Origin of the sequence: Paraburkholderia sp. (assembly GCF_035656215.1) — a bacterium.
GTDB lineage: Bacteria > Pseudomonadota > Gammaproteobacteria > Burkholderiales > Burkholderiaceae > Paraburkholderia.
In genome coordinates, this window is the sequence record NZ_DASRSY010000143.1 from 24,464 (window position 1) to 47,607 (window position 23,144).

Here is a 23,144-nt window from a genome sequence, read left to right on the forward strand (position 1 = left end):
GCCCCAAACCCCTTTAGAAAACGGACAAGCGCGCCTGGCGCAGCTATCCACATCATCGATGGATCTGGCACCAGCCGGTTGCTAACAACAAACTGGCAAGCCACCGAAGGCGAAAGCAAAACCACCGCCCTCGCGCCGAGGAAAAAAGCAAACTCCCCGGCACCACTCGGTTCAATTCGCGGCACTAGCCGCGTCCCGAACTTCCCATTCGCAGCGTCATCACGACGCCTGTGCGGCGTGGCTATTTCCGCGCGTCGCTCGAACCAGGAGGCGCATCTTCATGATTCAACGTCCTGCCAGACTGATCGGCAGTCTTGTCGCTATCGGCATTGTCGTCGCGTTGCTGTGTCGCGCGATCGACCCCAGCGCACTGCATCAGTACGCGCCCGATCTCGTCTACTACACGAAACGGCACCTGCTGCTGGTCGGCTACTCGATGGCCCTCGCACTACTTGTCGGCATCCCCTGCGGCGTGCTGCTCAGCCGCCCGTCGTTCGCGCGTCATGCCGAACGCTTCATGCAAATCTTCAACATCGGCAACACGATCCCATCGTTGGCAGTGCTGGCGATTGCGCTCGGCATCTTCGGCATCGGCGATATACCTGCGCTGGTCGCGCTGTTTCTTGCATCGTTGCTGCCGATCACCCGTAACACTTACGAAGGCATGAAAAGCGTATCGCCCGCCTTGCGTGAAGCCGCCCGCGGTCTCGGCATGACTGGCTGGCAATCGCTTGTGCGCGTCGAGTTGCCCAACGCGATGCCGATCATCATCGGCGGCGTGCGTACGGCGCTCGCGATCAACGTGGGCAGCGCACCGCTCGCGTATCTGATCGGCGCAGACAGCCTCGGCACGCTGATCTTCCCGGGCATCTATCTGGACAATCAGCAGCAGCTTTTGCTCGGCGCGGCGGCCACCGCGATTCTCGCGCTGGTGCTCGACGGCATCGTCTCAGCCGGCAGCCGCTACCTGCTCGCACGACGCGGGGTGACGGCATGATGAATCTGTTCAAACGCAGTCGCTGGATCGCAGCCGGCGCGCTGCTCTTCACGAGCCTCCATGCAAGCGCGGCGACTTTGGTGCTCGGTGGCAAGAACTTCACCGAGCAATACGTTCTGACCGAAATCACCTCGCAGTACCTGCGCTCGAAGGGCTACACGATCGATGTCCGCACCGGTCTTGGCAGCACGCTGCTGCGCAGTGCGCAGGAGAACGGCCAGGTCGATATCACGTGGGAATACACCGGCACCGCCGCGATCGTCTACAACAAGATCACCGAGAAGCTCGATCCGAAGACGATGTACGAGCGCGTGAAAGCACTCGATGCAAAACGTGGCCTCGTCTGGCTCGACTGCTCGCCGCTGAATAACACGTACGCGCTCGGTTTGCCGCAGCAGGTGGCGCAGCAAACGGGCATCCGCACGATCTCGCAACTCGCCGCGAAAATCGCCGCCGAGCCGAAGAAGAAGCACGTGTTCGCGATGGATGCGGAGTTCGCCAATCGTCCGGACGGCCTGAAGCCGCTCGAAGCTGCCTACGGCATGCAGTTCAGCCGCGCGGAAACGCGTCAGATGGATCCGGGTCTCGTCTACACCGCATTGCATAACAACCAGGTGTCGATCGGTCTGATCTACACGACGGACGGTCGCGTGAAGGGCTTCGACATCGTGCCACTCGAAGACGACCGCCACTATTTCCCCGCGTATAACGCCACGCCGGTGGTCCGCAAACCGGTCCTCGACCAGAACCCGCAGCTCGCCACGCAGTTGAACGCGCTATCCGACGCGCTGAACAACGACGCGATGCTGGAGATGAACAAGCAGGTCGACATCGACGGCAAGCCCGTGCGTGAAGTCGCGGCGGAATTCCTGCGCATGCACAAGCTGCCCTGAGCGGAGACCTTTATATGACTGTATTCGACTATCTATCCGCCAACTGGCCAGAATTGCTACAACTCACCGCGCAACACGTCTGGCTGGTGGGCATTGCTGTGGGCTGCGCGATTATCGTCGGCGTGCCCCTGGGTATCCTGATCAATCGACATGAGTGGCTCGCCGCGCCGCTGCTGAGCGTCGCAACCGTGGTGCTGACCTTGCCGTCGATCGCGCTGTTCGGCTTGATGATTCCCGTGTTCTCACACTTTGGCCAGGGCATCGGTGCGGTACCGGCGATCACCGCGGTGTTCCTCTACTCGTTGCTGCCGATCATGCGCAACACCTATCTTGCGTTGCGCAACGTGGACGCCGGCATCAAGGAAGCTGGTATCGGCATCGGCATGACGGACTGGCAGCGGCTGCGGCTCGTCGATTTGCCGCTCGCGGTGCCGGTGATTCTCGGCGGCGTCCGCACGGCGGTGGTGATGAACATCGGCGTGATGACGATCGCCGCGGTGATCGGCGCAGGCGGCCTCGGCACGCTGATCATCCGCGCGATCGGCCAAAGCAACATGATGAAACTACTGGTGGGCGCGGTACTCGTGAGCGTGCTCGCGATCGTCGCCGACTTGCTGCTGCAAGCGCTGCAACGCTTGCTGACACCGAAGGGAGTACAAAAGACATGATCGAACTCGACAAACTGACCAAGACGTTTACGCAGAAAGACGGCCAGCAGGTGCGCGCCGTCGACTCGGTGAGCCTCACCGTCGGCGAAGGAGAAATCTGCGTGTTTCTCGGACCGTCGGGCTGCGGCAAGACCACTACACTGAAGATGATCAACCGTCTTATCGCGCCGACCTCAGGTCGCGTGCTGATCAACGGCGAGGACACCTCGGGCCTGAACGAAGTGGAACTGCGTCGTCACATTGGCTACGTAATCCAGCAGATCGGCCTGTTCCCGAATATGACGATCGAAGAAAACATCACGGTCGTGCCGCGTCTGCTTGGCTGGGACAAGAAGCGCTGCCGCGAACGCGCGACGGAATTGATGTCGATGGTCGCGCTCGATCCGAAGCAGTATCTGAAGCGTTATCCGCGCGAGTTATCAGGCGGGCAGCAGCAGCGGATCGGCGTGATTCGCGCGTTGGCGGCAGATCCGCCGGTGCTGCTGATGGACGAACCGTTCGGCGCGGTCGACCCGATCAATCGCGAGTCGATTCAGAACGAGTTCTTCCAGATGCAGCGTCAGTTGAACAAGACGGTGATCATGGTGAGTCACGACATCGACGAAGCGATCAAGCTCGGCGATCGTGTTGCCGTGTTCCGCCGCGGGCAACTGGTGCAATACGATCATCCGGATACGCTGCTCGCGCATCCGCGTGATGAGTTTGTCGGCGCGTTTGTGGGCCAGGACAGCACGTTGAAGCGCCTGCTGCTGGTCAAGGCCGGTGACGCCGCGACGCAGCCAGAAACCGCACGTGCCGATACGCCGGCCACGCGCGCGTTCCAGATGATGGACGACAGCGATAGCCGCTACCTGACCATCGTCGACGACAACCAGCAGGCGCTCGGTTACGTGACGCGCCGTGCGGCGCGCGCGGGGCAGGGCGTGTGTGGTGAGCATCTGAGCGAGTTCAAGGCGACGGTGAGCGCCGACGAGCATCTGCGCATCGTGCTGTCGAAGATGTATCAGTTCAACTCGTCGTGGATGCCGGTACTGGATGGCGACGGCCGCTACATCGGCGAAGTCACGCAGGATTCGATCGCCGACTATCTGAGTTCGGGCCGTTCGCGCCGGCAGACCGGTCAGGCGGCGATCGTGTCGCCCGCTGTGGCTGCGGCGGAAGCGGCGGCTGCTCAAGCTGCGGCGTCAGAATACACTTGAGGCCCGGAACGGCCGCAGGTTGACCGGGCGGCGCGTGCTCCAGGTACGACCGCAAGCAATGGCGCGGCAGCACCCGGCCGCGCCGGACGAGCAAAAACTCAAGCCGCACGCCGGCCTTCGCTCCATGCCGGAGCGAAGGCCGCGAACGCAGCCAGGACCGCTGCGCTCGCATACGTGACCAGGCCCATTCCGACAACGCACCACAACGCCGTCGACACATGCGGCGCCAAAATCGTCGCCGCACCCGCCATCGCGACACCGACAAGCCCTCCCGCCTGCCGCAACGCATTCAGCAAACCCGAGGCCACGCCGGCCAGCTCTCCGGGCACCTGTTCCAGCACCGTCGAAATCATCGGCGGCACCGACAAGGCCGTACCGCCGCCGAACATCACCATTGCCGCATACGTGACGACCCACGGCGCGCGCCATTCCAGACTCATGGCCATCGCCGGTACCGCAATCGCGGCCAGTACGAGTCCCGTTGTCATGAACTGCGTCGCTGTGAAGCGTCCATGCAGCTTGCCGGCTAGCACGTTGCCGAGCGACAGGCTGCCGGCGAGCGGCAACAGCGTCAGACCGATCTGCCGCGCGTTGAAACCGAATTCGCCGTGCAGATACAGGCTCAACCCGAACAACAATCCGAAGTAGCCGACGTAGACGAGCGTGCCCATCGCATTCATCGTGACGAACATACGGTTTCTAAACCACTCGACCGGCCATCGGATGATGCGCGCGGCGCTCGACGGCAACGAGCGTCAGCGTTGCCAGCACGGCGAGCAGTGCCGCGCCCCACACCTCGCGGGCAGCGATCCCGCGCGACGGCAATTCGATCGCGGCATAACAGAGCGCCCCGAGCGCGACGATGCTCGCCAATTGCCCACTCCAGTCGAAACGGCGGCCGACGCTGCGCGTCGAATGACGCACGACGACCCATGCGCCCGCGAACGCAAGCAGCCCGGTCGGCACGTTGATCAGAAACGCGCTGAGCCAGCCGAAGCCTTGTACGAGGAGGCCACCGAGCACCGGCCCGATCGCCGCCGCCACGGAGGCAATCCCGGCCCACGCCGCGATGGCGCGGCCGCGTTCGACAGGGTCGTCGAAGGTGCTGCGCACGATGGCGAGCGACGCCGGCAGGAACAGCGCCGCGCCGCTGCCCTGCACGAAACGCGCAACAACCAGCGCGTCGACGTTCGGCGCCAGTCCGCAAGCCGCGGAGGCGGCGACGAACAACGCAAGTCCCCACAGATACACCGCCTTCGCACCGAAGCGGTCGGAGGCGACGCCGCCCGCGAGGATCAACGCAGCGAAGCTCAGCGTGTACGCGTCGACGATCCACGCGAGACCGCCCACGGACGCGCCCAGGCTGGTGTGCATCGCCGGCAGGGCGACGTTGACGATGGTGATGTCGAGCACGGCCATGAACATGCCGCTCGCCACCAACGCTAACGTCAGGCGCGGACGTTCGGCCTGCCGCGCCGTGTCGGCAAGCGCGGCGGGCAGCGGTTGTTCAGCGGTGCATTCGGTCATCGCAGAGGTCGGTATTTACGCGTCGCGCGAATATGTTGCCGCACGCGGCGAGCCGCGCGAAGGCGAGGCATTCGACGGTCACGATCTGGTGATGTATCAACAGCCGGTCTTGCCGTCGATGTGGGCGGCTTTGTGCGGCGAGCCGACTTCGCGCGGGCGTCTCGTGTTCCAGACGCAATCCACGGCGATGCTGTTCGAAGCGGCCCTGGCCGGCTTCGGTATCGCCGAGCTGCCGTGTTTTCGCGCCGATTAAGAACCGGAACTGGTGCGCGTCATGCCGCATCGAGCGGAGCCATTCGATGTCTGGGCGGTCGCGCATGCCGATCTGTACAAGACCGCGCGGATGCAGGTACTGATTGCGGCGGTAGCGGAGGAATTCGCACAGGCGCGTTGAGACGCGCTAGTGCACGTCAATTCGTATTCGCATATCGATGCACTCGTCGATGCACTTAGGGCGACGCCGTATTGAGTCCGTGCGTCCCCTGCGCATCGAGCACCGGCCACGCTGGCGGGGTGGCCAGCGGTAGCGCGGCCTTAACCATTCCCGGAGTGTTTTCGAATACCTCGGCGAGCCAGTCGACAAAAGCTCGCACGCGCGGTGAAATCTGCCGGCTTTTTACATACGTCACAGAGATGGCGATGGGTGTCGGCTTGCACTTCGGCAGGACCTCGACCAACTGTCCGGATGCAAGATACGGCGCAGCGGCGGCGCGCCCAGGCTGAATCAGTCCCAGCCCTTCGAGCCCGCACGCGAGATACGTGTGTTCGTCGTTCACCTGAATGAAGCCGTCCACTTTCACCTTGCTCGCCCGCGCCGCCACGCTGAAGTCGAAGTCCACGCGCCGGCCGGTTTGCGTCGACAGCCAGTTGATCGCGACGTGATCCGAGAGATCGTCCAGGTGACGCGGCTCGCCGAATCGCGCGAGATACGCGGGGCTCGCGCAGGTGACGCGTTCGAGCAACCCGAGGCGGCGTACCAGCAGCCGGGAGTCGGGCAACTCGCCCAACTCAATGCTGCAATCCACGCTCTCGCCGACCAGATCGAGCGTGCGATGACTCACGCCGAGCGCCAGTTCGACATGCGGATGCAGCGCGCGAAACGAGGCCAGGGCGGGCACCACGATCGACGCGGCGATCATGCCGGGCATCGCGACGCGCAAGCGGCCACGCAGATTCTCCGAGCTGTTGAACAGGCCCGACTCGACTTCTTCGATTGCGGCGAGAATCTGCGCACAGCGTTCGTAGTAGGCGGCGCCTTCAGCGGTTAGCGTGACCTTGCGCGTTGTGCGTACCAGCAACTGCACGCCGAGCAGGGACTCGAGCGCTTGCACGGTGGTCGTCGCGGTGGCGCGCGGAATGTCGAGCGACTCGGCGGCGCGCGTGAAGCTGCTGGCATCGACGATCCGCACAAAGATCCGCATGGCTTGTACTCGGTCTATCACAATGCTTCTCCAGTGAGACGCGGCGCGTAGCGAGTCAGCCCCGCAGCGAGCAGCGGCGCGAGCGCGAACGTCGCGAACAGCCAGAGCGCGGTGTGTTGCGCACCGGGCAGCGGGGCGAGGGTCGTCAGACCGGCGCCGTTCGCGACGAGGCCCGCGAGCGCCGAGCCGAACGCCATCGCGAACAGTTGAATGGTGGTGATCGAAAGTGACGCGAGGTTTTCTTCGCCCGGCCGCGCGGCGGTAAAGACACGCGTGAGCAGATGCGGCCAGCCGATCCCGACACCCAGCCCAACGCTCGTGAGCGCCGCGCACAATGCGACCGTGCCCGGCAAGCCATCGAACAAACCTGCTATCGGCATCAGCCACGCGAGCGCTGCGAGTCCGAATGCCGCGAGTACCGGACCGGCGCGGCTCAAACGCTGCGCGGCGGTGGCGGAGCGGCCGGCGCTGAACATCGAGCCGACCGACCAGCCCGCCGCCATCAATGCGGTCAGATAACCGGCGGCCAGCGGCGAGCGTCCATGGATCGTCTGCAAGAAATACGGTACAAAGATTTCACTGGTCACGCCGATACCGAGCAGGCTCATGCAAGCGTAGATGCTGCCGATCCGCGTGCGAATCGAGAACGAGCCGCTCGGCAACAAGCGCGTGCGGGCGTCGCTATGTTCGAGTCTTGCGAGCAGCCATACGAAGCCGAGGCCGGCGATCACGCCGAGCGCGTTCCAGCGCATATCTTCGGTTAATGCGGCGAGCGAGATCACCAATACCGAAGCCCCGAGCAAGCTGACCTTGAGCAACGGGATCGGCTGAGCGGCTTCACCGTGGGCGCGTTTGTCATCCACCTCGCGATGCACGATCAGGGCGAGCAGTAGCACGACCGGCAGCAACACCCAGAACGCGAGCCGCCAATCGCCGAGCTGCGCGAAGATTCCACCGACCGCGGGCCCGCATAGCGTCGCCACGCCCCACATGCCCGACACGAGCCCCATCGCACGCGGCCACAGACGCTCTTCGAACACCACGCGAATCAGCGCGTAACTGAGGGCGAGCAGAATGCCGCCGCCGAGACCTTGCAGCGTGCGGCCGACGAGCATCCACTGCATTGACGGTGCACTCGCGCACACGACGGTGCCGAGCGCGAACACTGCCAGCGCGCTGAAGTACGCGGAGCGCGCGCCGAGCATCGCGAGCAGGCGCACCGACAACACCGAGCCGAGAATCGATGCGACTACGAACAGCGTCGTGTTCCACGCGTACAGTTCGAGCCCGCCGATGTCATGCACCACCGACGGCAGGATCGTCGTCGCCACATATACGTTGGTGGCATGCAGCGCGACACCGCCTGCGAGGCCCAATGCTCGCCAGCCGTTACTGCCGCTGAGCAGATCGCTCCAGGCCGGCACATCCGATTGCAGATTTTTCATATCATGGACAGCCGCGCGAGGCTGGCTTATTATGCAAGTATTGGCTTGGATAATAATGTGCCTCGATGAGATATGCAAATGAAAGCTTGGAAAATTCACCTGTGATCGCGCCAGCCGTGTCGGCTGCTGCGCCGGTGGATCGCATCCTGAATCTGTTGAAAACGCAGGGACCTTTGTCGACGGCGTCGATCGCGGGCGAACTCGGCATCACGGTCGAAGCCGCGCGGCAGCAGATCCAGAAGCTGCTGACAGGCGGTTTGATCGAAGGACACCAGGCGTCGCAGGCAGGGCCCGGGAGGCCGAGTCAAAGCTGGGGTTTGACGGAAGCAGGCAACGCACGCTTTCCAGATATGCATCCGCAACTGACCGTGCAATTGCTCGGCTCGATCCGCCATCTATTCGGCGAAGAGGGGCTCGACAAATTGATCGGTCAGCGTGCGATAGAAACGCGTGCGAACTATCTCGCAGTGCTCAAGCCGATCAAGGGTCTCAAGGCACGGCTCACGAGACTCGCGGAGCTTCGCAGCGCCGAAGGCTATATGGCCGAGTTGCAGAAAGACGGGCGCGACTGGCTGCTGCTCGAGAACCACTGTCCGATCTGCGCGGCGGCGCGCACCTGCCAGGGTTTTTGCCGCACGGAGTTGCAACTGTTCGCGGAGATCGTCGGCGAGGAAGGCTCGATTGAGCGCGAGGAGCATGTGCTTGCCGGCGCGCGACGATGTGCTTATCGCGTGAGGCTTAAGAGCAAATAACGGTGCATTGCCGCGTAGGGTTATGCACTCCGACGTGCGCGCGAAAATCCTGATGTATCGATGGTCGCCTTAACGTAGATCAGGGCGGATCGCGCTGGGTCCGATCACGAATAGACGCCAGCGCACGATCGGTATATAACAACGTGAAAGGATGGTTTTGTTCACGGGTGTATCAACGGAGAGAAGTTTCATCATGACGCAAGACGTAACGCCTAAGCCGCCCACGGGCGACCGGCCCGACCTGGAACACCTCGATGCAGCGCTCAGTCACGTGGACCAGCAGGTCTCCTCCGGCAGCATTGCTTCGGGTGCCGCAAAGGGCATTCTGTATAGTCTGATCGAAACCCTCGGCGCGTTCGTCGGCGATCCCGATCTGCCTGAGCACGCACGTTCGGGTTATGAGGGATTGCTGGAAGCCGCTCGCGAATTGCGCGCGAAGCTCGACCACTGAAGGCAGTGGCGCGCCGCCTGCGGGTGGCATGGTTACGCATCGTAATCGCCGCCGCATTTCGGCGGCGCGGTGCTCTGTGATAAAAAGGCGCATTGTTTCCAACATTGCGCCTTTTTTATGCTTTCCTCGTCTGCTCTCGCGTTGCTGGCTGTCGGCATCATCGTGGTGTTGATTACGCCGGGTCCGACCAATACGCTGCTCGCGGCGGCCGGTTTGCGTCAAGGCGTGCGGCTTTCTTTGCCGCTGATCGCCGCTGAACTGGCCGGCTATCTCGTGTCGATTTCAGTGTGGGGACATTTTCTCGCGCAAGCCGCGCATGCGTTGCCGTGGTTGCCGTCGCTGTTGCGCGTGGCGGCCGGCGTGTACATCGCGTATCTCGCTGTCGATATGTGGCGCGCGGCGGTAGCCCTGCCCGATTCGACGCAGCGGGCGAGCGGCATGCGCACGCTATTCGTCGCGACGCTGCTCAACCCGAAAGGCTTGTTGTTCGCCGGTACGATCTTTCCTTCCATCGCGTTCACGCATGGGCCCGCCTATGCGATGGCGATGCTGATATTCGCCTGCCTGCTGGTGCCGATCGCGCTTGCGTGGATCGCGTTCGGCGCGGCGCTTGGCAGCGGCAAACTCACCTGGCTGAATCCGGTGAAGATGCAGCGCGGCGCGTCAATTGTGCTGGGTGTGTTTTCCTTGTCGCTTGCATGGGCGGCGTTGCATTAAGAGCGCGTCTTGTGCCGCGCGTTTACGCTTCCAGACTGCTGTCCACGCTCATCGCCTCAAGCCATTCCGGCGGCGCGGACGTGATATCCAGTTGCGGTGTGCCGTGCCAGTCCGCACAGCGTTGCAACGCGCGGCGCAGATCGCCCGCAAGCCTCGCACTGAGTCGCACGCCGGGTTCGATGTGCAGCGATTTGAGTTCGAACACGCCGTTGGTCCGATGCGCTTTCGCATCCACGCGGCCGACCAGGCGTCCCCGGCTCAAAAGCGGCAACACGAAGTAGCCGTATTTGCGCTTCGCCGCGGGTGTGTAGCATTCGATCGCATAGTCGAAGTCGAAGAGCGCGGCGGCGCGCTTGCGGTCCCACACCACCGGATCGAACGGCGACAGCACCGTGGTGACGGTTGAAGCGAGCTTGCCGGTTGCCGCGTCGTCGATCATCGGCGCGAATTCATGATGGACGAAGGTGTCCTGCTTCCAGCCTTCCACTTGCACCGGGATCAGCTCGCCCCGATCGGCGAGCGCGCGCAGTTCGTCGCGATAGGAACGGCGCGGCAGCCGGTAGTAATCGGCGACCCAATCGGCGCGCACAACGCCGAGCGCGCGGCAGGTACGGCGCAACGCTTCCTCGGTGACGGATTCCCGCGGCGGCAGGTCGCGCGCGTCGTCCCAGTCCGGTAACACGCGTTCGGTCAGATCGTAGACGCGATGAAAATTGCGCCGCTCGGCCACCATCAATTGCCCGATTGCGAACAACACTTCCAGATGGCGCTTCTCCGGCTTCCAGTCCCACCAGCCGTTGCCCTTGCCCGCTTCGCGGGCGAAGTCCGCTGAACGCACGGGACCCGTCGCACGGATATGGGCGAGCAGTTTGTCGATGTCCTTGCGATACTTCTTGTGCCACTCAGCCGCGTATTTCCAGCCCATGCCGCTCGGGTCGAGCATGCGGTGGCGCAGCAAGCCGTAGTCTTCGGTCGGTACGAAACAGGCTTCATGCGACCAGTATTCGAACAGCTTGCCTTCGGCGAGATGCTCGTCGAGCCATTGCTGCGGATACGCGCCGAGCCTGCTGAACAGCACGAGATAGGGACTGCGCGCGACGACGTGGATTGTGTCGATCTGCAATTGCGCCATGCGGCGGATCGCGTCGAGCACGTCGGCTTTGACAGCCTTGCGGCGCGGCGGCGTCAACAAACCTTGCGCGGCCAGATGCAAGGTGCGCGCGGCGGATAGCGGAAGGGTCTTCACGCGGGCGTCGGTCACGGGCTTTGATCAATGAGTGACTGCGAAGGGAGCGGACGCGAGATCCGGCCTGGATCAGCAGTCGCTACTGTAGCGTGAATACGGCAGACGAATCGGCCTGCGGGGCGACGCTAGTGCAGGCGAAAAGGAATGGCATAAAGAGGCGCTACCCAAAGCGGAACCCGGCGCGCGGCACGTCGTGAACCGACGTTACCGGCCGTGCCCATGATGGCGATCCCAGCCGCGGTGGCGGCCATGATCACGGTGCCCACGATACCCGCGGTAGTAATCGCCGCGATAGCCATAGCCATACGCCGGTTGCGGTGCATAAACGACCGGCGGCGGCGCATACATCACGGGCGGCGGGGCATATATGGGGCCGGGTGTATTGACGAACACGCCGACGTCCACCCGGGCCAGGGCGGCGGTTGATGCGCAGGCGGCGGCAATGCCGAAGGCGGCGAAAACGATCGCGCGTTGGATCATGCTTGTCTCCTGTGTCGACCAGAGTTAGCGCTTTAGCGCTTACTCTGGTCCCATGCAAAGCTGTCGACCAGAGTTAGCGCTTTAGCGCTTACTCTGGTCCCATGCAAAATTGCGGTCGAAAGAGCTTGCCATTCGCTGTCGAATGGCTGACGGCAATATTACGAGACAGAAAGCAAGACAGGTGCAACCAGTTGCAGGCGTGTGTAACAGCAGATTACCCGCCAGCGCCATTCCGGCGCCGGCGGGCCGTTTCAGGCGTTTCAGCCGCGTCAGGCGCCCAAAGCCACGGCTTCGCCAGCCGATACCGCCAGCAGTTGATGGATCTGCGCGACCACCGCCGCACCCTCTCCGACCGCCGCCGCGACGCGTTTCGTCGACCCGGCGCGCGCGTCGCCGATCGCATACACGCCTTCGACAGTCGTACGGAGATCGCAGATGGATGCGCCGTCCACGCTGATGCCGGTCAGCACGAAGCCTTTGTCGTCCAGCTCCACGCCGCAGGTGCGCAGCCAGTCGGTATTCGGATCCGCACCGGTGAACAGGAACAGATGCCGCGTATCGAAGCTTTGGGTGCCGTCCGGCAGCGGCTTCTTCAACGAGACCGACGCCAGCCCGATTTCGTCCGCCTCGAGCCGGCCGACCTCCGAATGCGGATGCACGAACACATTTGGCAGCGAACGGATGCGGTCGATCAGATAGCGCGACATGGTCGCTTCAAAGCCGCTTCGGCGGATCAACACGTGAACCTTGGCCGCGTGCGTCGCCAGATAGACGATCGCCTGGCCCGCCGAATTGCCGCCGCCCACCAGCACGATCTCCTGGCGCTTGCACAGCTTCGCCTCGACCGGCGACGCCCAGTAATAGACGCCGCGCCCGTCGAAGCGGTCGAGCCCTTCGAGCGCGGGGCGCCGATAGACCGCACCGCTTGCGATCACAATCGCGCGGGAGGTGATCTGGCCGCCGCACTTGAGCTCCAGCCGATACGGCGACTCCGCGCAATGCAGCGCCTTCACATGGACCGGAATCGCGACGTGCGCGCCGAATTTCTGCGCCTGCACGAACGCGCGGCCCGCCAGCGCCTGACCGGAGATGCCGGTCGGAAAGCCGAGATAGTTTTCGATCCGCGAACTGGCGCCCGCCTGGCCGCCCGGCGCGCGGCTGTCGAGCACGATGACCGAGAGTCCTTCGGACGCCGCGTACACGGCCGTGGCGAGGCCGGCCGGCCCCGCGCCGACGATCGCGACGTCATACACATGCGAATCGTCGAGATCGGGCAGCAAGCCGAGACAGGTGGCGAGTTCCGGCATGCTCGGATGACGCAGCACCGAGCCGTCCGGGCAGATCACCAGCGGCATGTCTTCTTTCTGCGCGGCGAACTGCTCGATCAGACGCAGCGCGTCTTCGTCGCGTTCGTCGATGACCGAGTGAGGATGGCCGTTGCGCGACAGGAAGCCCTGCAACATCACGAGCCGCGCGTCGCTGCTGTTGCCGATCAGGATCGGACCGCCCGCGCCCTTTTCGATCAGCGAGACGCGCCGCAGAATCAGCGCGCGCATGATGCGCTCGCCCAGTTCGGCCTCGGCGACAATCAATGCGCGCAGCATGGCTGGCGGAATCAGTAACGCGTCGACCGGGCTCACGGCCATGCCGTTGACCAGAGCAGGCCTTCCGGACAACTGGCCGACTTCGGCGAGGAAATGCCCCGCGCCATGCTCTGCAATCACGACTTCGCGCCCGATGCCATCGCGCTGATAAACCTTCACGCGCCCATTCAACATCACGAACATGCCTGGGCCGGTGTGGCCGGTCTCGAACAGCAGCTCACCAGCTTCCCAGTGGCCCACCTCGCCGAACCGGCGCAGACGATCGATCTCTGCACACGTGAGTTCGGGGAACATCTGATGCATGCGCGTTGCGAGCGACGAAAACGGCGCGTCGGCGACGACGGCTTGTTGCCCTTCTGTTTCTTGAGTCGACAGCATTGAACCGCTCCTTCTGTGTTCATCCTGATTGATCGACACGGGGGCGAAGCGGCGCGGGCGCGCGAGGGCGCCGATATGAATGCGCTGCTGCGCTACACGGCCTTCGGCGCGATATCGTCGACCGCCACCGCGGGCGGCGGCATGGGCAGTGCGTCCACTGTCTTGCCCGAGTCGCGCCAGGCTTCCATGCCGCCGCGCAACGGCAGCACGTCAGCGAAGCCGGCTTCGTTCATCTGCTTGGCCATCCATGCCGCGGATATTTCATTTGGGCATGAACAGTAGATCACCACCTTCTGATCGTGCGGGTACGTCGCGACGATCTCGTCGAGTTGCCGCTCGTCGGCGAATTGCGAGCCCGGAATCACGAACGGGTCGAGCGCGCGCTTTTCCTGCGAGCGGATATCGAACAGTACCGGCGTCTTGCCGGCTGCCACCAGCGCCGCCAGCTCCTCAACTTCGATCCGCTGGGTCGCAAGCTTGGAAATCAGTTGGCGCCGGCGAATCCAGCGATAGGCTGCATACAGCAGGAGCAGTGCGATGACCACCAGCGCGGCCGTGCGCCCGAGGCGTCCGGCCATGGCGAACAGCATGTCGATCTGCCGGGCGAACAGCGCGCCGATGATCAAACCCGTACCCGACCACAAGGCGGCGCCGACGCCGTCGTAAGTGAGGAACGTACGATAGCGTGTGCCCATCGCGCCGGCCATTGGAATCGACACGATCGACAGGCCCGGCACGAACTTCGCCACCGCCAGCACGCGCACACCCCAGCGGCCGAAAAAGCGTTCGGTCTTTTTTACACAGGTATCGCGTGACAGCGAAAGACGGCAGATCGTTTTCAGCGTATTGCCGCCGTACAGACGGCCGGCGAGATACCAGGCGCTGTCGCCGATCAGGGTGGCGAATATCGACAATACAAGGACCGGCATCAGTTGCGTGCCCACTGACCCGGGATGCATGGCCGCCATCGCTCCAAACAGCACGAGCGACGGCATCGCCGGCACCGGCAGCCCGAGCGAGGCGGCCAGCACGTTGGCGAAAACGAGCGCCGGTCCATATTGCTCGACGAGATCATGTAGCATCGGCTTACATCCGCAGCCCTTTCGAGCACGGCGCAGGTAGGGAAAGCAAGGGAGGATGTAAGGATTATGGACGCATTTTCAAGACGTGCAAATGTCCGGAAAAGCGGCCCATTATTCGCGTGTTAAAAGCGCGGCTGTGGCTTGCCTGGCGGGTTAACGGCGCGGAATAGAAGCGTGAATGGAATAAAGCGAAATGGGTTGAAGCGTTCGTGGCAAGTGAGTGGCGAATCGTGCCCTACGGACGTCCGTAGGACTTTCTGCGGGTCGCAAATCAGAGTTGGCGGTGCAGAAGCGGCACACGGTATTCGCGCTTGAACGCGATACCGTGCGCGGCGGCTTTACTGACGGTGATTGTGCTGTTCGCCCGGCAACTCCGCGCCATGCGCGCGAATTGCCGCAATCAGTTCGGCAGGCGTGATTTCGTAGCGCACTTCGCGGTGAATGCCTGGCTTGCGCTCATCGACCTCGATCAGAAGAATGCCTTTGCCGTCTTCTGTCGATTCGAGGCGCAGCGAGCGGAGTTCGCGCGCCGTTGCGTCGTCGTATTCGGTGAGGAGGGCCATTGACCCGGAGGACCCGGTAGTGCGCATCGAGGTTGTCCTTGTTCCGTTGTTGATCGAACCATTGTACGGGCGTACTGCCAGGTTGGCGCGCCGTCTGTCGTGACGCGCTCACACCCAGGGAATCTGCCCGCCCACCTATCTGCTTGCCGGGGCGCCGCGCTGCGCTGTATTGGCCAATAGCTGGCGAGGCCCACCGGCCAGCGCGCGCCTTGGCGCCCGACTGTGACAACCAGTTTAACGCGACTCCCCGCAACGACGGACGCATTTTTCATGCGCCGTGGCGGTGCAATCCTTCTCCCCGGCTGTCATGGTGCTGACGCGCGCGTCGGTTAGAGCCGGACGCAACGCGAGAAACAATGGGCAAAAAATAGCCCGTCCTTGAAAGGACGGGCTGCTAAACGCCGTTGTTACTTGGGTCAGCCTGCCCTTGCAACCAATTGGGCGCTGACGCTTCCATCCTGATGCGCCAATTCCAGGCTGTCGAGGTGGGAGTAACGCCGATCTATCAGATCAATGTCAATTCTTCCTGCTCGACCTTGTGCGCGATTCCGCGCGGACTATCACGCCGCGATGCAATTTGAACGCGCGCGATTCGCCGGTGCGGATTCGCGCGTACAACGCTTCGGCAGCGCGCGGCATGTCCGGATGGCGGATCAGGTTATGTGGCTGGCCAATCAGTTCGTCGCGTGTAAAGCCCGAGACGGCGATGAAGGCCGAGTAGCCGTGAAAACTGGTGCCGGATGCGTTTCGCGGTGCCTTCAAAAGCGTTACACTGCGCCCGTATAAGGCCTGCAGACGCATCTCGTCGCCTCGACACCGCAGCGGTCTGCCTGCATGAATCACGCTACTCACGCGAGCCGATGCAGAAGATCCTCGACCGTACTCAGGAGTCACTGGCGCACGCATTCGCTTCGCTCGCGCATAGCGCGAAGCGTCAACAACGGGTGTACCTGGCCGCGATCGGTTCGCTGATGCTGATCGTAGTGGTTTTCGCGTTGTTGCTGGCCGTCCTTGCCGCGACCAAACAACTCGACTACCGGCGTACCTTCGCCTCGCAGAACGCCACTGATATCTCGCTGCTCCTGCACCGGGAGGAGTCGTTTCTGCGGCGTGCCGAGTTTACGCTCGACTACTATCACGACACCGGCAACGTGCTGCGCGTGCCCGTTGGCGTCGAGGAATCGATCCTGCTAACCGGCACTGCGCGCGGCACTGTAGACAGAGTCGACGCGCAATTCGACCTGCTGGTTGGCGAAGCAACGCGCACCGCGTGGGGGCCGGATTTCAGCGTCAACCTATGGCGTGTCTATGAAGCGGCCCAGTCCATACTGGTGACGCAGCAGTCATTCGAGTTGCGGCAGCGCGCCATGCTGCTCGGTCTGAACGAAGACTATGCGGCAATCCTGCCGTCCCTGGACCAACCGGTCGCGCACCTCTCTGTCGACGCCGACACGGCGAACACACCGCCGTTGCAACCGGCGATCGTAAGCACACTGCGCGAGACCATCGAGCACGAACTGCTAGCGCAAACCGGCAAACGCGTGCCGGGCAAGGGCGAGCGTATCTGGCTCGGTCCGTATCGCGACCCGCTGCAAGGCGTTCCGGTGATCTCAGCGGTGAGTGCCTACTATGCGGGCGATACGCCGACCACGCTGATCGTGGCGAGCATCCCTCTCGAAGCGCTTTCCACGCGTCTCGCGCGGCCCACCGGCGAGGGAACGATGCTGCTCATGACGCCGGAGCGCCGCGTGATCGTGTCGTCGCCGCCCGTCGACGCGCAAACCGGGAAAATACTGCAAGACCTCGTCGCTCATACGCCGACTGACGCTTACCGCTACACGCGCGACGGCATGATTCTGAGCGAGCCGTTGATGGCTGGGTTCGGCTCGCTGGTCGGCTATATCTCGTGGCGCGCGTTGATCGCCGCGCTCGGCTGGCAGTTGGCGGCGCTCGCCGGCCTCACGCTGCTGATCCTGCTGGCGATCGCGCTAATGGCCCGTTTCTGGGGGCTGCGCCTGTTGCGCAGCACCTTCGCGGAGACTTCACGCGCGCTGGAAAGCGAAACCATCAATCACATCCTGGTCAGCGCGACGCCGATCGGTTTGTGCATCGTCCGGCAAAGCGATTATTCGATCCTGACCGCCAACGCGCTGGCCGACGAGTTGCTGCATATCGAACAGGGCGGCAATCACCTGCCGCTGCACATTGTCGGTGAGTTCCGCGCTCAGGCGCCGGATAAGCCTTCCGTCACGGCCTTTGCGAAGATCGCCGCTTTTGTTGCGCCGGCACAGCCTGCGCCGTCGCAGGCACGACCGCCGTCGCAACCAGGATCACAGCCGGATGAAAGCGACGCGGCGCACATGCAGTTTCTGCAGTTTACCTACGCACCCGTGCGTTACGCCGACGAGGACGTGCTGTTCTGCGCGATCCTCGACGTGACCGCGCAGCATGCGCTCGAACAGCAACTGCGTCTCGCCCAGCAGACTTCGGAGACCATGATGCGGGCGCGTTCGAATTTCTTCGCATCGATGAGTCACGAAATCCGTACGCCGTTGAACGCACTGCTCGGCAACCTCGAACTGTTCGCGCGCACCCCGGGGCTCGAAGCTCACGCGCCACGGCTCGCCACTTTGGGCGTTGCGGCCGATGCGCTGCGCCGCATTGTCAACGACATTCTCGATTTTTCGAAGATCGATGCCGGCGAAATGAAGCTCGTGACCGAATCGTTCCGGCCGATCGACGACTTCGAAAATATCGCGCTCTCCTACGCACCGATGACGGCGGATCGCGCGATCCGCTTTTATTCGCATCTGTCGCCGACGCTCGACCAGGCCCTGCATGGCGACCGCACGCGCATTGCGCAGATCGTCAGCAACCTGCTGAACAACGCGTTCAAATTCACCTCGTGCGGCAAGATCACGCTGAACGGGGAGGTGCAGGACGATCTGCAGGGCCGGCCGGTTCTGACCTTCCGGGTCTGCGACTCAGGGATCGGCATGGACCAGGCGCTGGTCGCGCGCATTTTCAATCCGTTCGAACAGGGCGAGGCAAGCACCTCGTGCCGCTATGGCGGCACCGGACTCGGTCTGTCGATCTGCGCGCGGCTGTGCGAACTGATGGGCGGGCATATTTCGGTCGAAAGCGTGCTTGGCGTGGGAAGCGCGTTTAGCGTCTCGATACCGCTTGCTTCTCCGCCCGAAGAATTGCGCGCGCCGGCTGTCGAACCGGTGCGTCGTGGCAATACGCTGGTGCTGTGTCAGGAGCGCGAGTCGGGGCAGATGCTCGAGCGCTGGTTTCATCGCGCGGGTTGGGCGGCGCACACGGTGACGTCGATGCGCAGCGCAGAAGCGTGGTTGCGAGTGAACCGGCCGGATGTGATGGTGGTGACCGGCGAATACAGCCTTGACGCCATCGCGGCGTTGCGCGCGGTGCAGCCTGTCGGCGTGGTGTGGATCACGCGTACCGGACCGCACCGTCCGGCTGCGTGTGGCGACGGTGTGCTCGAAGCCAGTGAATTCAGCCGCACGGCGATTCTGTCGGCGCTCGACATGTCGACAAAGGACGCGGACGGTGCAGGCAGTGTTGCGGCGCTGCCCGGCGACTCCGCCGTGGCACCGCAGCCGACGATCGATCCTGCGCTGCACGGATTGACGGTTCTGGTCGCGGAAGACAACCCGTTGATCCAGACCTTGATCGTCGAGCAACTCGACGCGCTCGGTTGTCTGCCGACGGTCGCCGGCGACGGGCGGCAAGCGCTGGCTGCATTCGAACAGGGACACTTCGAGGTCGTGCTGACCGATATCCACATGCCTGTCATGGATGGATATGCGTTGCTGGCAGCGTTGCGCAAAGCGCATGCGGACTTGCCGGTGCTGGCGTTTAGCGCGGTCACTGACAATCAGCAGCAGGAAGGCTGGCGCGAGCGCGGCTTTACCGGCTATGTCGCGAAACCGGCGTCGCTGGGTGAGTTGGAGACGGCATTGCTGGCGGTGACGTCGGCGGGGCGACAGCCGGCAGCGTCAGCGTCAGGTGAGGCAACGACGGCTCCGGCAACCTCGGCTGCTGCCAGCGCAGCCACTGATCCGGCCGCTACGCTTGGGGCGGACGACAAGGCGCGTTATACGGTGATGCTCAAGGAGCACTTGCAAAACGATCTGCCGAGGCTGCTGGCGATTGTCGAGCGGGAAGACCGGGAGGCATTAGGCGGCTGGGCGCATAGCGCTGGCGGCGCGTTTCTCGTCGTGCAGGAGCGGCAATTCGCGCAGCAATGCCGTGAGTTGCAGCGGCTATGTGAGAACAGCGAGAGTTGGACGACCGAGATGGACGAACGCGCGATCTCGTTGCACGAGGCGGTATGCGATCACTTCGGGCTCGATGAAGAGTCGATGCATTGATGGGCGCGCCGATGTTTTGGCGCGCCCAGCCCTGAATTAACCGTCCTTCAAAGCAGCGGCGTTAAACCAGTCCCGTCGCGTAATAAACCGCGATCACAAAGAAGACGGCCAGTGTCTTGATCACCGTCACCGCGAAGATATCGCGGTACGACTGGCGGTGCGTCAGTCCCGTCACCGCCAGCAGCGTGATCACCGCGCCGTTATGCGGCAGCGTGTCCATCCCGCCGCTCGCCATCGCGACGACACGGTGCAGCACTTCCATCGGAATATGCGCGGCTTCCGCACCCTTGATGAACGTGTCGGACATGGCCGCGAGCGCGATACTCATCCCGCCCGACGCCGAACCTGTGATACCGGCAAGCGAGCTCACCGAAACCGCGGCATTGACGAGCGGGTTCGGGATGCTCTTCAACGCATCGCTGACCACCAGGAAACCCGGCAAAGCAGCGATCACGCCGCCAAAGCCATACTCCGACGCCGTATTCAACGAAGCCAGCAGTGCGCCCGCCACCGCAGCCTTGGTGCCGACCGCGAAGCGTTCGCGCACGCGGCCGAACGCCGTCACCACGACCATCACGATACCGAGCAGCAGCGCGCCCTCAACCGCCCAGATCGCGACGACGCTTTTGATCGTCGTCGTGACCGGCGCATGGATGCCCGGCAGGATGTCAGGTGCGATGGTGTACGAAGCGCCGTACCAATTCGGAATCCAGCGGGTCAGCAGGAAATTCGCCACGCCGACCAGCACCAGCGGTGCGACCGCGAGCAGCGGATGCGGCAGTTGCTTCGACTCGACGCGCTCCGGCTCGTTGACGAGATCGGTGCCGTAGCCTTCGCCGGTCGCCATTGCGGCACGGCGGCGCCATTCCAGATACGTGAGGCCAACCACGATGATGAACAGCGAGCCGATTACGCCAAGCGTGGGCGCGGCCCAGGACGTCGTCTTGAAGAAGGTGGTGGGGATGATGTTCTGGATCTGCGGCGTGCCCGGCAACGAATCCATCGTGAACGAGAACGCGCCGAGCGCGATCGCGCCAGGCATCAGACGTTTCGGAATATTGCTCTGGCGGTACAACTCGGCCGCGAACGGATATACCGCGAACACCACCACGAACAGCGATACGCCGCCATAGGTGAGCAATGCACACACCGCGACGATCACTGCATTGGCGCGTGAGCGGCCAATGTAGCGGATCGCCGCGGCCACGATCGACTCCGAAAAGCCGGACAGTTCGATGACCTTGCCGAACACCGCGCCCAGCAGAAACACCGGGAAGTAGAGCTTCACGAAGCCGACCATCTTCTCCATGAAGATGCCGGAGAACACTGGCGCGACGGCGCCCGGATCGGTCAGCAGCACCGCGCCGAGGGCGGCGATCGGCGCGAACAGAATGACGCTGTAGCCGCGATACGCGGCAAACATCAGAAACGCCAGTGCGGCGAGGACGATAACAAAGGACATTGAGTCTCCGAAGCTTGGTTGTTCTACGTGTACGCCGTTCCGATGAATGCAACGGCCCGGCGCCCGCAAATGCAGATTCCATGCCACGCGCGCCCCAGCAGCCTGGCTATTGATTTCACAGGCAGAGTTCGAAACGTGGCGCGGCCGATTGTACCCAAACGTCTCTAAAACGGGACGTAAATCCTCTGAACATAGGGTGTGTTGAGGTTAAACCCTTATGTGGAAAGCTTCTCGCCGATCCCGTTGATGAGATAAGCTTGTCTACGAAATGAGACAAGCATAAATAAAACGATAGCCGGAGACAGCGACACCATGATGAACGACTGGGCGGGCCTGCCTGCCACCTACGGCGACGTACTCCGCCGGGCTATGGATTCGCTCTTCCGCACGTTCGAAAACTTCAGCGAGGGCACGTTCATCGTCGACGCCGAAGCGCGCGTCGTCTGGATCAACAAGCGCTACGCGGCGCGCTTCGGTTTTTCGGACCCGGAGCAGGCGATTGGCCGGGATTGCGAGGCGGTGATTCCCAACAGCCTGATGCGCGAGGTCGTGAACACCGGCAAACCGATTCTGCTCGACATCCTCGAAACGGACCGCGAGCCGCTTGTCGTGACGCGGCTGCCGCTGAAAGACGATGCGGGCGAAACGGTCGGCGCGGTAGGTTTCGCGTTGTTCGATGAGCTGAAGGCGCTCACGCCGCTTTTTTCTCACTACTCGCGCGTGCAGGAGGAGCTGATCGCGACGCGTCAGTCGCTCGCGCAGGCAAGACGGGCGAAGTACACCTTCAGCAGTTTTGTCGGCACGAGCGCGGCGAGTCTCGAAGTGAAGCGCCAGGCGCGCCGCGCCGCGCAACTCGAGTCGCCGGTGTTGTTGCTCGGCGAAACCGGCACGGGCAAGGAATTGCTGGCGCATGCCATTCACGGCGGGTCGGCGCGGGCGAATCAGCCGCTCGTGACCGTCAATGTCGCGGCGATTCCGGACACCTTGCTCGAAGTCGAATTCTTCGGCGCCGCGCCCGGCGCCTATACCGGTGCGGACCGGAAGGGCCGTGTCGGCAAATTCGAACTCGCGAACGGCGGCACGCTGTTTCTCGACGAAATCGGCGACATGCCGCTACCTTTGCAGGGCAAGCTGTTACGCGTGCTGCAGGACAAGGAGTTCGAGCCGCTTGGTTCGAACCGGATCGTGCGCGCGGACGTGCGGATCATCGCCGCGACCTCGGCCGATTTGCCGGCGTTGGTCGCGGCAGGACGTTTCCGCGCGGACCTGTTCTATCGGCTGAACGTGTTGACGATCCAGGCGCCGGCGCTTCGCGAGCGTTCGTCCGATATCGAAGCGCTTGCTTACGCCATGCTCGAGGACCTGTCGACGCAAGCGCGCGGCGCCAGTCACTTCGAATTGCAGGACGATGCATTGCGGCTGCTGTGTTCGTATGCGTGGCCCGGCAATGTGCGCGAGCTGCGCAATACGCTGGAGCGGGCGGTGATGCTCTCGGACAGCGAGCGGATCGATGCACGTGCGCTGGCGCCGTTCATCGGTCCGGCACATGGCGGCCATCGTCCACACGTATCCAGCACAACCTCTGAAGCGCACGCTTCAGACGCGGCTGCAGAGGCGCCCGAAGCAACGTCGTGGAGCGATGCCATGGCGGCGTTCGAAAAGCGCTACCTGGGCGACGCCTTGCGCGCCAACGGCGGTCGCGTGATCGAGACGGCACTGCAGATCGGCATGGGCCGTGCCACGCTCTACAAGAAGATCGCGGCATACGGTATCGAAGTGTGACAAAGTTCGGCGTCATCGAGTGACGCAGCGTAATTGCCGCATGGCACAATCGCGTGATCGAAAAACAAGATGTGATCGGGGTT

The 23,144-nt window shown here is 63.2% G+C and carries 19 protein-coding genes and 1 pseudogene; 10 read left to right on the plus strand and 10 right to left on the minus strand.

Features of this window, described 5'->3' with window-relative positions; all coding sequences use genetic code 11:
- The first annotated feature begins 280 nt into the window (after positions 1 to 280).
- Genes VFE81_RS08225 through VFE81_RS08240 form a run of 4 tightly spaced genes read left to right on the plus strand, consistent with a single transcriptional unit; the run spans position 281 to position 3,757 of the window.
- Positions 281 to 997 carry an ABC transporter permease gene (locus tag VFE81_RS08225; RefSeq protein ID WP_325044127.1) on the plus strand — a complete coding sequence of 239 codons (717 nt, stop codon included), beginning with the start codon at positions 281 to 283 and terminating at the stop codon, positions 995 to 997.
- Complete coding sequence (locus VFE81_RS08230) at positions 994 to 1,890, plus strand: glycine betaine ABC transporter substrate-binding protein (protein WP_325044128.1); 897 nt, start codon at positions 994 to 996, stop codon at positions 1,888 to 1,890. The genes VFE81_RS08225 and VFE81_RS08230 overlap by 4 nt, the downstream gene beginning before the upstream one ends.
- Before the next feature lie 14 nt (positions 1,891 to 1,904).
- The gene (locus tag VFE81_RS08235) at positions 1,905 to 2,558 is read left to right on the plus strand and encodes an ABC transporter permease (protein WP_325044129.1); all 654 of its coding nucleotides are present in this window, start codon (positions 1,905 to 1,907) and stop codon (positions 2,556 to 2,558) included.
- Entirely contained in the window at positions 2,555 to 3,757 is a 1,203-nt protein-coding gene (locus VFE81_RS08240) for an ABC transporter ATP-binding protein (RefSeq protein ID WP_325044130.1), read from the plus strand. The genes VFE81_RS08235 and VFE81_RS08240 overlap by 4 nt, the downstream gene beginning before the upstream one ends.
- A gap of 98 nt (positions 3,758 to 3,855) precedes the next feature.
- Here the strand turns inward: VFE81_RS08240 and VFE81_RS28955 are convergent.
- Positions 3,856 to 5,284, minus strand: a pseudogene (locus VFE81_RS28955) (MFS transporter).
- Here VFE81_RS28955 and VFE81_RS08255 point away from each other — a divergent pair.
- Complete coding sequence (locus tag VFE81_RS08255) at positions 5,271 to 5,537, plus strand: LysR substrate-binding domain-containing protein (protein ID WP_325044133.1); 267 nt, start codon at positions 5,271 to 5,273, stop codon at positions 5,535 to 5,537. The pseudogene VFE81_RS28955 and the gene VFE81_RS08255 sit on opposite strands and share 14 nt — an antisense overlap.
- 196 nt (positions 5,538 to 5,733) lie before the next feature.
- Here VFE81_RS08255 and VFE81_RS08260 read toward each other — a convergent pair whose 3' ends face one another.
- Both VFE81_RS08260 and VFE81_RS08265 read right to left on the minus strand, forming a co-directional pair.
- Positions 5,734 to 6,726 (minus strand): LysR family transcriptional regulator, encoded by a 993-nt coding sequence (locus VFE81_RS08260; protein WP_325044134.1) that lies wholly within the window; start codon positions 6,724 to 6,726, stop codon positions 5,734 to 5,736.
- Entirely contained in the window at positions 6,723 to 8,150 is a 1,428-nt protein-coding gene (locus tag VFE81_RS08265; RefSeq protein WP_325044135.1) for an MFS transporter, read from the minus strand. Before VFE81_RS08265 ends, VFE81_RS08260 begins: the two co-directional genes overlap by 4 nt.
- Positions 8,151 to 8,215: 65 nt before the next feature.
- On the opposite strand from VFE81_RS08265, the gene VFE81_RS08270 reads away from it, so the two are divergent.
- From VFE81_RS08270 to VFE81_RS08280, 3 genes are all read left to right on the plus strand, one after another.
- Positions 8,216 to 8,902, plus strand: a complete 687-nt coding sequence (locus VFE81_RS08270; RefSeq protein WP_414695564.1) for a helix-turn-helix transcriptional regulator — start codon at positions 8,216 to 8,218, stop codon at positions 8,900 to 8,902.
- A gap of 193 nt (positions 8,903 to 9,095) precedes the next feature.
- On the plus strand, positions 9,096 to 9,353 hold the full coding sequence (locus tag VFE81_RS08275) for a hypothetical protein (protein WP_325044137.1): 258 nt from the start codon (positions 9,096 to 9,098) through the stop codon (positions 9,351 to 9,353).
- Positions 9,354 to 9,470: 117 nt separating this feature from the next.
- A complete protein-coding gene (locus tag VFE81_RS08280) occupies positions 9,471 to 10,070 on the plus strand; it encodes a LysE family translocator (protein ID WP_325044138.1) in 600 nt (199 codons plus the stop codon).
- 22 nt (positions 10,071 to 10,092) lie between these two features.
- Here the strand turns inward: VFE81_RS08280 and VFE81_RS08285 are convergent, their stop codons facing one another.
- From VFE81_RS08285 to VFE81_RS08310, 6 genes are all read right to left on the minus strand, one after another.
- A complete protein-coding gene (locus VFE81_RS08285) occupies positions 10,093 to 11,316 on the minus strand; it encodes a winged helix-turn-helix domain-containing protein (RefSeq protein WP_325044139.1) in 1,224 nt (407 codons plus the stop codon).
- 204 nt (positions 11,317 to 11,520) lie between these two features.
- Positions 11,521 to 11,796 carry a hypothetical protein gene (locus VFE81_RS08290; RefSeq protein WP_325044140.1) on the minus strand — a complete coding sequence of 92 codons (276 nt, stop codon included), beginning with the start codon at positions 11,794 to 11,796 and terminating at the stop codon, positions 11,521 to 11,523.
- 269 nt (positions 11,797 to 12,065) lie between these two features.
- Positions 12,066 to 13,778 carry an FAD-dependent oxidoreductase gene (locus tag VFE81_RS08295; RefSeq protein WP_325044141.1) on the minus strand — a complete coding sequence of 571 codons (1,713 nt, stop codon included), beginning with the start codon at positions 13,776 to 13,778 and terminating at the stop codon, positions 12,066 to 12,068.
- A 92-nt stretch (positions 13,779 to 13,870) separates the two neighbouring features.
- Entirely contained in the window at positions 13,871 to 14,860 is a 990-nt protein-coding gene (locus tag VFE81_RS08300) for a DedA family protein/thiosulfate sulfurtransferase GlpE (protein ID WP_325044142.1), read from the minus strand.
- Positions 14,861 to 15,198: 338 nt separating this feature from the next.
- Positions 15,199 to 15,450, minus strand: coding sequence for a hypothetical protein (locus VFE81_RS08305; RefSeq protein WP_007178686.1), 252 nt, complete (start codon positions 15,448 to 15,450; stop codon positions 15,199 to 15,201).
- Between the two features lie 489 nt (positions 15,451 to 15,939).
- Entirely contained in the window at positions 15,940 to 16,185 is a 246-nt protein-coding gene (locus VFE81_RS08310) for a hypothetical protein (RefSeq protein ID WP_414695565.1), read from the minus strand.
- Positions 16,186 to 16,283: 98 nt separating this feature from the next.
- Here VFE81_RS08310 and VFE81_RS08315 point away from each other — a divergent pair, with 98 nt between their 5' ends.
- Positions 16,284 to 19,817, plus strand: coding sequence for an ATP-binding protein (locus VFE81_RS08315; protein ID WP_325044143.1), 3,534 nt, complete (start codon positions 16,284 to 16,286; stop codon positions 19,815 to 19,817).
- Positions 19,818 to 19,878: 61 nt separating this feature from the next.
- Here VFE81_RS08315 and VFE81_RS08320 read toward each other — a convergent pair whose 3' ends face one another.
- Positions 19,879 to 21,279 carry a GntP family permease gene (locus VFE81_RS08320; RefSeq protein WP_325044144.1) on the minus strand — a complete coding sequence of 467 codons (1,401 nt, stop codon included), beginning with the start codon at positions 21,277 to 21,279 and terminating at the stop codon, positions 19,879 to 19,881.
- 312 nt (positions 21,280 to 21,591) lie between these two features.
- On the opposite strand from VFE81_RS08320, the gene VFE81_RS08325 reads away from it, so the two are divergent.
- Positions 21,592 to 23,061 carry a sigma-54 interaction domain-containing protein gene (locus tag VFE81_RS08325; protein WP_325044145.1) on the plus strand — a complete coding sequence of 490 codons (1,470 nt, stop codon included), beginning with the start codon at positions 21,592 to 21,594 and terminating at the stop codon, positions 23,059 to 23,061.
- Positions 23,062 to 23,144 lie beyond the last annotated feature (83 nt).

Bases quoted from the DNA above. Each gene is read 5' to 3' on its own strand.
- VFE81_RS08225 (WP_325044127.1), top strand. From the start codon at position 281: ATGATTCAACGTCCTGCCAGACTGATCGGCAGTCTTGTCGCTATCGGC.
- VFE81_RS08230 (WP_325044128.1), top strand. From the start codon at position 994: ATGATGAATCTGTTCAAACGCAGTCGCTGGATCGCAGCCGGCGCGCTG.
- VFE81_RS08235 (WP_325044129.1), top strand. From the start codon at position 1,905: ATGACTGTATTCGACTATCTATCCGCCAACTGGCCAGAATTGCTACAA.
- VFE81_RS08240 (WP_325044130.1), top strand. From the start codon at position 2,555: ATGATCGAACTCGACAAACTGACCAAGACGTTTACGCAGAAAGACGGC.
- VFE81_RS08265 (WP_325044135.1), bottom strand. From the start codon at position 8,150: ATGAAAAATCTGCAATCGGATGTGCCGGCCTGGAGCGATCTGCTCAGC.
- VFE81_RS08270 (WP_414695564.1), top strand. From the start codon at position 8,216: ATGAGATATGCAAATGAAAGCTTGGAAAATTCACCTGTGATCGCGCCA.
- VFE81_RS08275 (WP_325044137.1), top strand. From the start codon at position 9,096: ATGACGCAAGACGTAACGCCTAAGCCGCCCACGGGCGACCGGCCCGAC.
- VFE81_RS08280 (WP_325044138.1), top strand. From the start codon at position 9,471: ATGCTTTCCTCGTCTGCTCTCGCGTTGCTGGCTGTCGGCATCATCGTG.
- VFE81_RS08290 (WP_325044140.1), bottom strand. From the start codon at position 11,796: ATGATCCAACGCGCGATCGTTTTCGCCGCCTTCGGCATTGCCGCCGCC.
- VFE81_RS08295 (WP_325044141.1), bottom strand. From the start codon at position 13,778: ATGCTGTCGACTCAAGAAACAGAAGGGCAACAAGCCGTCGTCGCCGAC.
- VFE81_RS08300 (WP_325044142.1), bottom strand. From the start codon at position 14,860: ATGCTACATGATCTCGTCGAGCAATATGGACCGGCGCTCGTTTTCGCC.
- VFE81_RS08305 (WP_007178686.1), bottom strand. From the start codon at position 15,450: ATGCGCACTACCGGGTCCTCCGGGTCAATGGCCCTCCTCACCGAATAC.
- VFE81_RS08315 (WP_325044143.1), top strand. From the start codon at position 16,284: ATGCAGAAGATCCTCGACCGTACTCAGGAGTCACTGGCGCACGCATTC.
- VFE81_RS08320 (WP_325044144.1), bottom strand. From the start codon at position 21,279: ATGTCCTTTGTTATCGTCCTCGCCGCACTGGCGTTTCTGATGTTTGCC.
- VFE81_RS08325 (WP_325044145.1), top strand. From the start codon at position 21,592: ATGATGAACGACTGGGCGGGCCTGCCTGCCACCTACGGCGACGTACTC.